Origin of the sequence: Leifsonia sp. NPDC058194 (genome assembly GCF_042883605.1) — a bacterium.
In the GTDB taxonomy this organism is placed as follows: Bacteria; Actinomycetota; Actinomycetes; order Actinomycetales; family Microbacteriaceae; genus Leifsonia.
This window is the reverse complement of record NZ_JBHVVL010000001.1, coordinates 758,799-772,732: the sequence shown is the minus strand read 5'-3', so window position 1 is coordinate 772,732 and position 13,934 is coordinate 758,799. Positions and strand designations below refer to the sequence as shown.

10 protein-coding genes are annotated in these 13,934 nt (G+C 70.5%); 5 read left to right on the top strand and 5 right to left on the bottom strand.

What is annotated here, in order from left to right; translation table 11 throughout:
• Positions 1-12 precede the first annotated feature (12 nt).
• Together ACFVU2_RS03630 and ACFVU2_RS03625 are read right to left on the bottom strand one after the other, a co-directional pair.
• Positions 13-564 (bottom strand): SRPBCC domain-containing protein, encoded by a 552-nt coding sequence (locus ACFVU2_RS03630; RefSeq protein WP_387871120.1) that lies wholly within the window; start codon positions 562-564, stop codon positions 13-15.
• Positions 565-714: 150 nt separating this feature from the next.
• A complete protein-coding gene (locus ACFVU2_RS03625) occupies positions 715-2,331 on the bottom strand; it encodes a phytoene desaturase family protein (protein WP_387871117.1) in 1,617 nt (538 codons plus the stop codon).
• 127 nt (positions 2,332-2,458) lie between these two features.
• Here ACFVU2_RS03625 and ACFVU2_RS03620 point away from each other — a divergent pair, with 127 nt between their 5' ends.
• Entirely contained in the window at positions 2,459-6,139 is a 3,681-nt protein-coding gene (locus tag ACFVU2_RS03620) for a proline dehydrogenase family protein (RefSeq protein WP_387871115.1), read from the top strand.
• Between the two features lie 20 nt (positions 6,140-6,159).
• Complete coding sequence (locus ACFVU2_RS03615; RefSeq protein ID WP_387871112.1) at positions 6,160-7,014, top strand: aldo/keto reductase; 855 nt, start codon at positions 6,160-6,162, stop codon at positions 7,012-7,014.
• Positions 7,015-7,054: 40 nt separating this feature from the next.
• Here the strand turns inward: ACFVU2_RS03615 and ACFVU2_RS03610 are convergent, their stop codons facing one another.
• The 3 genes from ACFVU2_RS03610 to ACFVU2_RS03600 form a co-directional block, all read right to left on the bottom strand.
• Positions 7,055-8,485: a sensor histidine kinase gene (locus ACFVU2_RS03610; protein ID WP_387871110.1), complete on the bottom strand. Its 1,431-nt coding sequence runs from the start codon at positions 8,483-8,485 to the stop codon at positions 7,055-7,057.
• A complete protein-coding gene (locus tag ACFVU2_RS03605) occupies positions 8,482-9,219 on the bottom strand; it encodes a response regulator transcription factor (RefSeq protein WP_387871107.1) in 738 nt (245 codons plus the stop codon). Before ACFVU2_RS03605 ends, ACFVU2_RS03610 begins: the two co-directional genes overlap by 4 nt.
• Before the next feature lie 114 nt (positions 9,220-9,333).
• Positions 9,334-9,771 (bottom strand): Lrp/AsnC family transcriptional regulator, encoded by a 438-nt coding sequence (locus ACFVU2_RS03600; RefSeq protein ID WP_021763688.1) that lies wholly within the window; start codon positions 9,769-9,771, stop codon positions 9,334-9,336.
• Positions 9,772-10,028: 257 nt separating this feature from the next.
• Here ACFVU2_RS03600 and rocD point away from each other — a divergent pair, with 257 nt between their 5' ends.
• The 3 genes from rocD (at position 10,029) to ACFVU2_RS03585 (ending at position 13,830) form a co-directional block, all read left to right on the top strand.
• On the top strand, positions 10,029-11,309 hold the full coding sequence (gene rocD / locus ACFVU2_RS03595; RefSeq protein ID WP_387871103.1) for an ornithine--oxo-acid transaminase: 1,281 nt from the start codon (positions 10,029-10,031) through the stop codon (positions 11,307-11,309).
• Positions 11,310-11,395: 86 nt separating this feature from the next.
• On the top strand, positions 11,396-12,877 hold the full coding sequence (locus tag ACFVU2_RS03590) for a peptide MFS transporter (protein ID WP_387871100.1): 1,482 nt from the start codon (positions 11,396-11,398) through the stop codon (positions 12,875-12,877).
• An 83-nt stretch (positions 12,878-12,960) separates the two neighbouring features.
• The gene (locus tag ACFVU2_RS03585; RefSeq protein ID WP_387871097.1) at positions 12,961-13,830 is read left to right on the top strand and encodes a LysR family transcriptional regulator; all 870 of its coding nucleotides are present in this window, start codon (positions 12,961-12,963) and stop codon (positions 13,828-13,830) included.
• Positions 13,831-13,934: the final 104 nt, after the last annotated feature.

Below are 13,934 nucleotides of genomic sequence, written 5' to 3'. Positions count from 1 at the left end.
GGAGGTCGGCACTCAGCCGGTCGTGCCGTTGCGCAGCGCCTCGGCGTGCTCCACCTTCAGATCGTGGTCGAGCTCGCGGCACAGCGTCGCGTAGTGGTCGAGGAAGTCGGGGTAGTAGTCGTCCCAGACGGGCAGCGGCTTGCCGTCGTGCGCGGCGATCATCCGATCGAGGTAGTAGTCCCAGCCGACGCCGTAGTCCGCGCCCTCGGCGACCGTGTGCAGCAGGTCGCCGAACGTGATCGTGGTGTGCCCGCTCGACTGGGTCAGATGCACGAACATGCGACGGGCCGGGTCCGTCCCGACGTCGACGTGCAGACGGTGCGGTGCTTCGCACAGGCGGATCGTGACGTTCTCCCAGGCGGCGCCGTCGCCTTCCGCGTTCATCCGGAACTTCACGGCCCCGGTCGACGGGGTGCCGGTGAACTCGCCGATCCACTTGCTGAGGTACGCGGACCGGCTGAAGTAGGCCCACACCTCCTCGATCGGAGCATGGACGATGCGGTCGAGGACCACGTAGACCCCGTCGTCCTTCCTGACCAGTCTTCCCGTCGGCTGCGGTGTCATGATGACCTCCAAAAGAGTCCGACCCTCGTGTCCCTCACCATAGTCATCGCCAGGCGGTTCCGGCAGTGGGGGCGCTGGGCGCACGGTGGGCGGTCGGTGCGAGTCCTCTCAGCCCGCAGCCGCATCGCTCAGACCGTCGCGTCCGTCTCCTCAGCCTTCGAGGACGGCCATGGCCGCGTTGTGCCCGCCGAGGCCGCTCACCGCGCCTCCGCGTCGCGCGCCCGACCCGCAGATGAGGATCCGCGGGTGCGGCGTCGCGACGCCCCAGCGCTGGGCCGGGGTGTCGAGCGGCTCGTCGTCTTCGGCGAACGGCCAGGAGAGCGGGCCGTGGAAGATGTTGCCACCCGGCATGTTCAGGGCGCGCTCGAGATCGCGCGTGGTCTTCGTCTCGATGCACGGGTTGCCGTCGCCGTCGGTGAGCAGCAGGCTCTCGATCGGCTCGGCGAGCACGGAGTCGAGGGAGGCGAGCACCGCATCCTGGAGCCGCTGGCGGGTCGCGTCGTTGTTCTCGTCGGTCAGCCATCGGTCCGGGGTGTGGAGGCCGAACACCGTGATGGTCTGTGCGCCGCTCTCGGCGAGCTCCGGGTCGAGGATGCTCGGGTCGGCCAGCGTGTGGCAGTAGATCTCGCAGGGGAGGAACTCGGGCATGACGCCCTTCAGCATCCCGGAGTGGGCCGCTTCGAGCTGCGTGTACGTCTCGTTGATGTGGAACGTCCCGCCGAATGCCGCCCGCGGGTCGAGGGATTCGTCCCGCAGACGCGGGAGTCGGCTCAGCAGCAGGTTGACCTTGACCTGGGCGCCCTCGGCGCGCGGGCGGTCGGGGGTGTCTGCGGAGGTGCGCGCCGGGTCGGACGGGTCGGCCACGAGAAGGCGGTCGAAGACCTCCGGAGCGACGTTCACCAGCACGTGCCGCCCGACGACGTGCCGTTCGTGGCCGTTGCGCAGGTACTCCACGGACCCGTCCGGGTGGATCCCTGTCACCTCGGCACCGGTCACGATGCGGGCGCCGGCCTCGCGCGCCGCCCGGGCGAGCTCCCCCGTGACCGCGCCCATGCCGCCGATGGGGACATCCCACTCGCCCGTCCCCTGGCCGATGACGTGGTACAGGAAGCACCGGTTCTGATCGAGGGATTCGTCGGAGACGCTCGCGAAGGTGCCGATGAGGGCGTCCGTCGCCGCGACGCCGCGGACCAGGTCGCTCGTCAGCCGCGACTCGATGAACCCTCCGATGGGTCGCTCGATCAGGGCGTCCCAGAGCTCGTCGTCGCCGACGAGGGTGCGCGCCTCGGAGCGTGTGAGCAGCGGTTCGGTCACCGTCGGCCAGAGCGCGCGGGCGACCTCGCCCGTGGACTCGTAGAAGGCGGTGAAGGCCTCGGCGTCGTCCGCAGCGCCGATGCGCGCGAACGAGGCCGCGGTGGCCTCCTCGTCGGTGTTGTCGATGAGCAGCCCTGCGCCGTCTGCGGCGCCCGGCACCGGGGTGTACGACGAGTAGCGGCGGCGGGCGAGACGGATGTCCAGCCCCAGGTCGTCGATGATCCGCTCGGGGAGCAGGCTGACGAGGTACGAGTAGCGGGAGAGTCGTGCCTCCACGCCCGGGAACGCCTGGGCGCTCACGGCCGCACCCCCGATGTCGTCGAGCCGTTCGAGGAGGATCACGCTCTTGCCCGCCTTCGCCAGATAGGCGGCGGCGGTGAGCCCGTTGTGGCCGCCGCCGACGATCACGACGTCGTGCGTCGCGGCGGGAGAAGTGGGTGCGCTGTCCGTCATGCCAGAGAGCCTAGGGGACGCCTCCGGCGAGACGAATGCTCTCCACAACGCCTCGCGCTGCTGCGACTTCTCCACATGTTCGAGCGCCGTCGGCATCCGCTCGGCCCAGGTCGTTACAGTCGTGGTCATGGTGGATGACACGGACGGCGCGGACCCGCGCCCCGCTCAGCTGGCCCACGAGGCCGTCGAGCTGGTGCGCGTCTGGCTCGCCGAGAGTGCACGTGGAGGCGAGGGCGTGCGACAGGACCCGGCGGCGGAGCGACTGGCCGGCGTCCTCGGAGACCCCGACGGGCTCGACTTCGCCGTCGGGTTCGTGGACGGCGTCGCCCGCCCGCAAGACCTCTTCGTCGCGGGATACAACCTCCAACGGGTCGCCAAGCGCATCCCGCGCTTCCTGCCCTGGTACATGCGTCTCGCGATCTGGCTCGGCGGCGTCTTCGGGCCGGTGCTGCCGTGGATCGTGATCCCCATCGCCCGCCGGGTGCTCCGCAGCATGGTCGGCCACCTCGTGGTGGACGCGACGCCGCAGAGGCTCGGGCCGGCGATCGCACACCTGCGCGCGCCCGCCGACCCGAAGGGCCACGGTGCGCGACTCAACCTGAACCTGCTGGGCGAGGCCGTGCTCGGCGAGGCGGAGGCTGCCAGGCGGCTGGAGGGCACTAGAGCCCTGCTCGCCCGTGACGACGTCGACTACGTCTCGATCAAGGTCTCCTCGATCGCGTCGCAGCTGTCCATGTGGTCGTTCGACGAGACGGTTCGGCGGGTGATCGAGCGGCTCACGCCCCTCTACGAGCTGGCCGCGGAGTCCCCGACGCCGAAGTTCATCAACCTCGACATGGAGGAGTACCGCGACCTCGACCTGACGATCGCGGTGTTCACGGGCATCCTCGGACAGCCGGCCCTCCGCGGGCTCGAGGCCGGCATCGTCCTCCAGGCCTACCTGCCCGACGCCCTCGATGCTCTGCAGACACTCACGGAGTGGGCATCGCAGCGCCGGGCCCAGGGCGGGGCCCCCGTCAAGGTCCGCGTCGTCAAGGGCGCCAACCTGGCCATGGAGCGGGTCGACGCCGCCATCCACGGCTGGCCGCTCGCCACCTACGGCAGCAAGCTCGAGACCGACACCAACTACAAGCGCGTGCTGGACTGGGCGCTGACCCACGAGCACACGGACGCCGTGAAGATCGGCGTGGCGGGCCACAATCTCTTCGACGTCGCATACGCCTGGCTGCTCGCATCGCAACGGGGCGTCACCTCGCGCATCGACTTCGAGATGCTCCTCGGGATGGCGACGGCACAGGCCGAGGCCGTCAAGCGCACGGTGGGGGAGCTCCTCCTGTACACGCCGGTGGTCGACCCCGGCGAGTTCGACGTGGCGATCTCGTACCTCATCCGCCGACTGGAAGAGAACGCGAGCCAGGAGAACTTCATGTCCGCCGTGTTCGAGCTCGACGCCGATCCGGCGCTGTTCGAGCGGGAGAAGGACCGCTTCCTCGCCTCGGTCGCGGCATTCGAAGCGGATGAGCTCCCGCGCGGCGCCGCTCCCGTGCCGCACCGCCAGCAGGACCGCACCCGCGAATGGGAGGAGGCGACCGCTCCGTCGTTCACCCGCCCCCCAGCCGGGCACGCCGCGACGCAGCCCGACGAAGGACTCACGAGCGTGGTGCTCGGACTCTCCCGCGGTTCGTCGGGCGGCGGGCTCTTCGACATCGAGGACCCCGCGCTCCCCTCTGCAGAGCCCGCACCCGTTCCGGCCGCCCCGCCCGGCGCAGCGGCAGCGGCGTTCCGCAACGCCCCCGACACCGACCCCTCGATCGCGGCGAACCGCGCGTGGGGGCGCCGCATCCTCAGCCGCTCGACCGCGTCCGACCTCGGCATCGTGACGATCGAGGCCGCAGCGGTGACGGACGCCCGGCGGCTCGAGACCATTCTCCGGCAGACCGCGGCCGCGGGCTCCGCCTGGGGTGCGCGGAGCGGGTACGACCGCGCCGCAGTGCTCGACCGGGCCGGCCATTCGCTGGAGGCCAACCGGGACCGGCTGATCGAGATCATGGTGGCCGAGACGGGCAAGACCATCGCGGAAGCCGACCCGGAGGTGAGCGAGGCCGTCGACTTCGCCCACTACTACGCCGCGCTCGCGCGCGATCTGGACGCGGTGCAGGGGGCGCGATTCGTCCCCCACCCGCTCACGGTCGTGACACCGCCCTGGAACTTCCCGGTCGCCATCCCCGCCGGTTCGGTGCTGTCGGCGCTCGCCGCGGGCAGCGGCGTGATCATCAAGCCGGCACCGCAGGCCCGACGCTGCGCAGCCGTGCTCGTCGAGGCGCTCTGGGAGGCGGGCATCCCGCGCGAACTCCTCGCGCTCGCCGACGTCCCCGAGAACGACCTCGGCCGCGCGCTCGTCGCGGATCCTCGCGTCGGCCGGGTGATCCTCACCGGCTCCTACGAGACGGCGAAGCTCTTCCGGTCGTGGCGACCGGACCTGCCGCTCCTGGCCGAGACCAGTGGCAAGAACACGATCATCGTCACCCCCAGCGCCGACTACGACCTCGCCGTGTCCGACATCGTGAAGAGCGCGTTCGGCCATGCCGGACAGAAGTGCTCCGCCGCCAGCCTCGTCATCCTGGTCGGATCCGTAGCGCGCTCGGAGCGATTCCGGCGCCAGCTGGTCGACGCCACCACGAGCCTGCGCGTCGGCTACCCGGCCGACCCGACAAGCCAGATGGGCCCGCTCGTCGAACCGGCCGCGGGAAAGCTCCTGCACGCACTGACCACCCTGGGTGCGGACGAGGAGTGGCTCGTGGAGCCGGAGCGGCTCGACGACACCGGCCGCCTCTGGTCGCCCGGCATCCGCACCGGCGTGCAGCCCGGATCGTACTTCCACCTCACCGAGTTCTTCGGCCCGGTGCTCGGGATCATGACGGCTCGGACCCTCGACGAGGCGGTGCGCTACCAGAACGCGGTCGAGTACGGTCTGACGGCGGGCCTCCACTCCCTCGACGAGGACGAGCTGCACGAATGGCTCGACACCGTCGAGGCCGGCAACCTCTACGTCAACCGCGGGATCACCGGCGCGATCGTCCGGCGCCAGCCGTTCGGCGGCTGGAAGCGGTCCTCCGTGGGCGCGGGGACCAAGGCGGGAGGGCCGAACTACCTGATCGGGCTCGGGGACTGGCTTCCCGAGACGGGCAGATCCAGTGCCAGCCTCCACCTCCGCGGCCTCGAGGACCGGGTCTCGGACCTCATCGAGTCCGGCCAGTCGTCGATGGACTACGCGGCGTTCGACCTGGTCCGACGGTCCGCCCTCAGCGACACGATCGCGGTGGCGACGGAGTACCGGCAGGTCACGGACGTCTCGGCGCTCGGTGTCGAGCGGAACCTCTTCCGCTACCGTCCCGTCCCGGTCACCATCCGGCTGTCCGAGGGGAGCACGCTCGCCGAGCTGCTCCGCATCGTCGCGGCCGGCACCATCGCCCGCGCTCCGTTCGCGGTGAGCTCGGCGATCAAGCTGCCGCGTGCAACGCACCAGCTGCTGCGCGAGCGTGAGATCGAGGTCACGGTGGAGGGCGACGCGCAATGGCTCGCGCGCGTGCGGGCCGGCACGGTGCACGCACATCGCATCCGCCTGATCGGCGGTGACGCCGTCGCGCTCTCGACGGCGCTCGACGGGAGCCCGGACGTCGCCGTCTACTCCGGCGCCGTGACCCCGTCCGGTCGGATCGAGGTGCTCCCGTTCCTCCACGAACAGGCCATCTCGATCACCCACCACCGATTCGGCAACCCGACCACGTTCTCCGACGACGCGATCTGACGCGCGCGTAGGCTGAACCCATGACGACCCCCGCCTCCGTCCCGTCCGCCGTGCCGTCCCTCTCCCTCAACTCGGGTGGGAGCATCCCGCAACTGGGGCTCGGCACCTGGCCGCTCGACGACGCGGCGGTCGAGAAGGCGATCGTCGCCGCGGCCGAGCTCGGCTACCGGCACGTCGACACCGCGGTGAAGTACGGCAACGAGGTCGGCGTCGGCCGCGGTCTCGCGGCGAGCGGCCTCGAGCGCGACCAGTGGTTCGTCACCACGAAGCTCGACGGCGAGTACCAGGGGCAGGACCGCGCCGTCGCCGGACTCGACGCGAGCCTCGACCGCCTGGGGCTCGACTACGTCGACCTGCTGCTCATCCACTGGCCGCTGCCGGGGCGTGACGAGTTCGTGTCGACCTGGGAGACGTTCATCCGCCTGCGCGACGCCGGCAAGGCGCGGGCCATCGGCGTCTCGAACTTCAAGTCGGCGCATCTCGAGAAGCTGATCGGCGCCACGGGGGTCGTGCCCGCCGTCAACCAGATCCAGCTCAGCCCGGCCAGCACCCGTCGCGAACAGCGCGCATACGATACCGAGCAGGGGATCCTCACCGAGTCGTGGAGTCCTCTCGGCGGCGGGTCGGGCGATCTGCTGTCGTCCGCCGTGCTCGCCCGTCTCGCCGAGAAGCACGACCGCACCCCCGGTCAGGTGGTGCTGCGGTGGCACGTCCAGAACGGTCTGGTCGTCATCCCGAAATCGGCGAACCCGCAGCGGATGGCCGAGAACCTCGACATCTTCGGATTCTCGCTGGACGCCGACGACCTCGCCGCTCTCGACACCCTCGACGAGGGCCCGGACGCGGGCGTCGACTCGGACCGCAGCGGGCACTGAACGCAGCCGTCGCCCTCCGCAGCGCAGACCGACCGCAGCGCTACTCGATCGCGCGCACGAGCGGGAGCGACACCGTCACGATGAGCCCGCTCGGTCGCGCGTTGGCGAGGACGACGTCCCCGCCTGCCGCGCCGGCGAGAGCGGCGACGATCGCCAGGCCGAGCCCGCCTCCCGCTCCCGACGTCGAGGTGCGCGCCCCATCCGCCCGCGTGAAGCGGTCGAGGGCGACAGGGATGAACTCCTCCGGCATCCCAGGGCCGGTGTCGTGCACCGTGAGCACGACGCGATCGCCGGCCACGGCCACCTCGGCGGTGACCGTCGCGTCGCCGTGCGCGGGCACGGAACGGATGGCGGTGATCGCGTTGCCGAGCAGGTTGTCCAGGATGCGTCCGACATCGGTCGGACTGAGCGCGATCCGGGACTCCGCGTCGGGCCGACGACGCGGGTCGTAGGCGAAGTCGACGGAGATGCTGCCCGCGTCGTCGTCTCCACTGGCCAGCAGCCGGGCCCGGTCGATCGCGTCGGTGAGCTCGTCGACGAGAGTGCGCCAGTCGATGCGCCCGCTCGTCGGTCCCGCCTCGATCCGTGACAGCTCGAGCAGGTTGTTGGCGAGCTGTCCCAGACGCAGTGCGGTCGCGTGCGAGGAACGGATGTCGTCGAGGAGGGCGTGGGGGTCGCCGGCGTCGAGCTCGGCGAGCTCCAGCTGACCGCGCAGCACGGCGAGCGGGGTCCGCAGCTCGTGGCTGGCATCCGAGACCATCTGCCGCTCGCGATCGGCGGAAGCACGCAGGCGCCGGATCAGGTCGTTCAGCGTGGTGGCGAGCTCGGAGAGCTCGTCCCGGGCCGGGCCGACCGTGAGCACACCGGTCGACGCCTCCTGGCCGGAGCGCTCCTCCCCGGCGATCAGCTCGGCCTGCTCGCGCATCCGGCTGACGGGCCGCAGTGCAGCGCGGGCGAGGAGCCACGAGGCGCCGCCGAACCCCAGGATGAGCACGCCGGCGCCGATGAGGAGGGCGGCCGTCAGCCGGTCAAGGATTAGCGCCGTCGTCTCGTCGTTGCGCGCGGCGACGATGTGGACCACCCCGTCGGAGGTGGTCACCGTCTCGGTGAGCACCAGGTACTGGTCGTCGCCGAGCTGGAACATCGTCGGGGTGTTCCCGAACGAGATGAGCTTGTCCACCTTCGGCTCCATGGCGGCGGGCAGTGTGGAGGCGAGGAGGTTGCCGTTCGCGTCGACCACGGCGAGCTCCTGCCCGCCTCCGGGGAGGTCGAACGGGCCGCGCGGATCGTTCTGCACCGACTCCGCCGGGCCGGCGATGTCGTTGTCGAGCAGCGTGACGGTCGCGTTGTGAAGGATCGAGGCGACCCCGATACGGATGACGACCACCGCCGCGAGGCCGAAGAGGGAGGCGACGAGGAGGCTGCCGATGGTGATGCGCGCCGTGATCGACAGCCGCCGCAGCCAGCTCACGACGTCGACTTCTCCAGCTTCTCGTCCTGCTTGACCTCCGCAGCCGCCTTCGCATCGAGCGCGTTCTTCGCGTCGAGCCGGTAGCCGCGGCCACGCTCGGTGACGATCGAGAGGCCGGCCTCGGCGAGGTCGAGCTTCTTGCGCAGGTACGAGACGTACTGGTCGATGACGTTGGTGCCGATGTTCTCGGTGGTGCCCCACACGGACTCGAGGATGTCGGCGCGCGAGAGCGTCTTGTCGGGGTTCGTCGCGAAGAGGCGCAGCAGGGTGAACTCCCGGCGGCTCAGCGGCATCTCGTGGCCGTCGACGAGCGCCTGGTGCTCGTGCGAGTCGACGGTGAGCCGGCCGACCGTGACCTGGGGGCGCATCCCGGTCGGCTCGCGGCGCAGCAGCGCGCGCACGCGGGCGGCGAGCTCGGCGAATGCGAACGGCTTGGTCAGGTAGTCGTCGGCGCCCGAGTCGAGGCCGTGGACGCGGTCCTCGATGGCATCCCGCGCGGTCAGCAGCAGGATCGGCATGGGGTTCGCCGCCTCGCGGATGTGGCGGCACAGCTCGAAGCCGCTCATCCCGGGGAGCATCACGTCGATCGCCGCGGCCGAGTAGGCATCGCTGCGCAGCGCGATGAGTGCATCCACACCGTTGGTGACGAGGGTGACGTCGTATCCTTCGGCGGCGAGACCGCGCTGGACGAGGCCTCCCATGTCCGGGTCGTCTTCCACAACGAGCAGCTTCATGCGCCCATCGTGCCACTGTTCGCCGTGGCGGCGCTCGATTCCGAGGTTCCTGGAGGGCGCCCGGGCTGAGGAATCTCGCAGAAGACGTTCAGGATGCGCCGCGAGCCCTCGGGATCAGGAGTTGCCGCGGTTGATCAGCCGCGACAGCACGATCGCGCTGCGCGTGTGATCGACGTTGGGCGCCAGGCGCACCTTCTCGAGAGCGGCCTCCAGGCTCGGGATGTCGCGCGAGCGGATGTGCACGATCGCGTCGGCACTCCCCGTGACCGTCCCGGCGTCCACGACCTCCGGCACCGCGGACAGGATCCGCAGCAGCTCCTCGGGCGAGACCGTGCCGCGGCAGAAGAGCTCGACGTACGCCTCGGTGCTCATGCCGTCGATCGCGGGGTCGACCTGGATGGTGAAGCCGCGGATGACGCCGTCGGCGACCAGGCGGTCGACGCGGCGCTTCACGGCGGAGGCGGACAGCCCGACGACCGAGCCGATGTCGCCGTACCCTGCACGCGCGTTCTGGCGGAGGAGGTCGAGGATGCTGCGATCGAGGTTGTCCACGGCGCAAGCATAGGGTGGATCGTTGCGTCGACGGGAGTGTTACGCGGGAATCGTGCGCGCCCTGGTGGTCGACGTCTCGAGCGCCCCTCCCGCCGGCTTAGCCATCGTGCAATGAACCGGCACCTCCTTGCCGATTACGGTGATTTCGTGCGTGAGAACGCATCCAATCGCCGACATTCGTGTGTGACACTATCCGGTATCCCATCCCGGGCACTGTCCCCGGGCCATGCCCTCGGGCCACCGCGGAGAGGATGGCGATGACGCCCACAACGAGCGACGGAGAGACCGTGGCCCACCGCGTCCACCCGCGTGCGTTCGCTCCGAGTGCGCGCCAGGAATCGGCGATCGAGCGCGAGGACGCGCACACCGCCCACAACTACCATCCGCTCCCGGTCGTCGTCGCGGAGGGCGACGGGGCGTGGGTCACCGATGTCGACGGCCGTCGCTACCTCGACTGCCTCGCGGCGTACTCGGCCATCAACTTCGGCCACTCGAACCCGGTGCTGCTGGATGCGGCCCGGGCGCAGCTCGAACGGATCACGCTGACCAGCCGTGCCTTCCACAACGACCAGCTCGGCCCGTTCGCCGACGAGCTCGCCGCACTCGCGGGCAAGGACATGATCCTCCCGATGAACACCGGCGCCGAAGCGGTCGAATCGGCGATCAAAGTGGCGCGCGCCTGGGGATACCGCGTCAAGGGGGTGCCGGACGGCGCGGCGAACATCATCGTGATGGCGGGCAACTTCCACGGCCGCACGACGACGATCGTGAGCTTCTCCGACGACCCGGACGCCCGGGACGGCTTCGGGCCGTACACGCCGGGCTTCCGGTCCGTCCCCTACGGCGACATCGCCGCTCTCGCCGACGCCGTCGACGACGACACGGTCGCCGTCCTCCTGGAGCCGATCCAAGGGGAGGCCGGCATCGTCGTCCCGCCGGCCGGCTTCCTGCCCGCCGTGCGGGCGCTGTGCGACGAGCGCCGCGTCCTCTTCATCGCCGACGAGATCCAGTCGGGACTGGGCCGCACCGGCGCGACGTTCGCCTGCGATCTCGTCGGCGTCGTCCCTGACCTCTATCTGCTGGGGAAGGCGCTGGGCGGCGGCATCGTGCCCGTGTCGGCGGTCGTCGGAGACCGGGCGGTGCTCGGCGTGCTGCGCCCCGGCGAGCACGGCTCGACGTTCGGAGGCAACCCGCTGGCCGCCGCGGTGGGGCGCGCGGTCGTCGCTCTGCTCGCGACCGGCGAGCCCCAGGAGCGTGCCCGCCTCCTCGGCGCGCGGCTCCACGCCGGGCTCGGACGGCTGGTCGGGCACGGCGTGCTCGAGGTGCGCGGCGCCGGACTGTGGGCGGGAATCGACATCGACCCGGCCCTCGCGACGGGTCGGGAGGTGTGCGAGCTGCTCCTCGAGCGCGGCGTGCTCGCCAAAGACACGCACGGATCCACGATCCGGCTCGCGCCGCCGCTCGTCATCGACCCGGCCGACCTCGACTGGGCCGTGGAGCAGCTCGAGCAGGTGCTGACGGAGCTCCGGGCGGGATGACATCCCGCGCAGACGGCCCTCGCCGAATGCATTCATTCGGGTGACACGCCCTCCCGCATGCAGGGGCGCGGTGGGACCATGTGGGCATGAGCGACACCAGCGAACTGAAGCCGGCACCGCGGCCGGACGACAGGGAGAGCCACGGGTTCTTCGGCCAGCCCCGTGCGCTGGCGAACATCTTCGGCGTGGAGATGTGGGAGCGGTTCTCGTTCTACGGTATGCAGGGCATCCTGCTCATCTACCTCTACTACTCGGCGGAGAAGGGCGGCCTCGGGGTCGACCAGGCCACGGCCGCGGGGATCGTCGGCGCCTACGGAGGCGCGGTCTACCTGTCGACCATCCTCGGAGCGTGGCTCGCCGACCGTCTCTTCGGGTCGGAACGGGTGCTGTTCTGGAGCGCCGTCGTCATCATGGCGGGCCACGTCGCGCTGGCGCTCCTTCCCGGGTTCGCGGGTGTCATCGTCGGCCTGATCTTCGTCGCCGTCGGCAGCGGCGGGCTGAAGGCCAATGCGACCCGCATCGTCGGCACCCTGTACGACGAGCACGACTCGCGCCGGGATGCGGGATTCTCGCTCTTCTATCTCGGCATCAACCTCGGCGCGTTCTTCGGCCCGCTGCTCACCGGGCTCCTGCAGACCACGTGGGGCTTCCACTACGGATTCGGGCTCGCCGCCGTCGGCATGGCCATCGGGCTCATCCAGTACTCGATCGGCCGCAAGCGGCTCCCGGCCGAGGCGAAGCAGATTCCGAACCCGCTCCCGGCCAAGCGCTACCCCCTCGTCATCGGGATCGCCGTCGCGGGCCTGGTCATCGTGCTCGCCCTGGTGCTCACCGGCGTGATCACGGCGCAGAACCTCGCCCTCGTGGTGATCGCGCTCACGATCGCGGCCGCCGTCGCCTATTTCGCGGTCATCCTGTCGTCTCGGCTGGTGAACGGCGAGGAACGCAGCCGCATCGTCGCCTTCATCCCGCTCTTCATCACCAACGCGGCGTTCTGGTCGCTCTACCAGCAGCAGTTCACGGTGCTCACGATCTACTCCGACGAGCGACTCGACCGGAACCTGTTCGGCTGGGAGTTCCCCGTCTCGTGGGTGCAGTCGATCAACCCGGTCTTCATCATCATCCTCTCGGGCGTCTTCGCCGCGATCTGGACCAAGTGGGGGGACAAGCAGCCCTCGACGCCCCTGAAGTTCGCCGCGGGGACGATCCTCATGGGGCTGGCCTTCTGGCTGTTCCTGTTCTGGGCCGGCGGTGGCAAGAACAGCACGCCGCTGCTGGCGATCGTGGGCATCCTGTTCGCGTTCACCGTCGCCGAGCTCCTGATCTCCCCGGTCGGGCTGTCCGCGTCCACCAAGCTCGCCCCCCGTGCCTTCCAGGCTCAGATGGTCGCCCTCTACTTCTTGTCCGTCGCGCTCGGGACGGCCATGGCCGGGCAGCTGGCCAAGCTGTACGCTCCGGCCACGGAGGGCATCTACTTCGGGATCATCGGCGGCGTCGCGGTCGCGATCGGTGCCGTGCTCGCGCTGCTCAGCCCCTGGGTGCTCCGGATGATGCGCGGAGTGCGCTGAGGACCGCTGACGCGGGACGCCGCCCCGGTGCCCGCATGACTCGAGCAGATGGAGGGTGATCCATTCAGCAGTATCCTTGCTGAATGGAACTGCGTCAGCTCGAGCACTTCGTCACGGTCGCGGAGGAGCGGCACTTCACCCGGGCGGCGGAGCTCCTGCAGATCTCCCAGTCGGGGCTCTCCGCCTCCATCCGCTCCCTCGAGCAGGAGCTCGGGACCTCGCTCTTCGTCCGCAGCACGCGACGCGTCGAGCTCACGACCGCCGGCCAGGCGCTGCTGGCCGACTCGGTGCGCACGCTGGCCAGTGCCGCGGCCGCCCGCGACGCCGTCGCCGCGGTGCGCGGGCTGCAGCGCGGCCGGCTGACGATCGGAGCGGAGCCGTGCCTGGGCTCCGTCGACCTCCCGGCCGAGCTGGCGGCCTTCCGCACCGCCAACCCGGGGGTGGAGGTGCGCCTCCGGCAGACGGGCTCCGTCGACCTGGTCGACGCCGTCGGGAACGGCCAGGTCGACGTCGCCCTCGTCGTCGACACCGGCCACACTCCGGCCGGGGTGCGGCTGCGCCGCCTGAGCACGCAGGATCTGCTCGTGCTCTGTCACCCCGACCACCGCTACTCCGGTGAGGAGAGTCTCCCGATCGAGAGCCTGCGCGGCGAGACGATGATCGGGTTCCAGGAGGGGTGGGGCGCTCAGGCTCTGACCCGCCGGGCGTTCGCGGCGGCCGGTCTCGACTACCGCCCCGCGATGGAGGTCAACGACGTGCACCCGCTGCTCGACCTGGTCGGCTACGACCTCGGGGTGGCGGTCGTGCCGACGAGCTTCGCGCGCAAGCGCCCCGACCTGCTGCGTGCCGTTCCCCTGTCGGGCGACGTGCCGAAGTGGAACGTGGCGGTGGCGGCGGCAGAGGAGCCCAGCCCGGCGGCGGCGGCGTTCCTGCGGCAGGTCAGCATCGCCTGAGATCGGTTCCACGGCCTCGGTCCTGGGCTGTTACATACCTTTTACATGTGTAGAGTGGAAATAACTTGCACGCACACACCGATGTGTGAAGGATAGTTTCATAC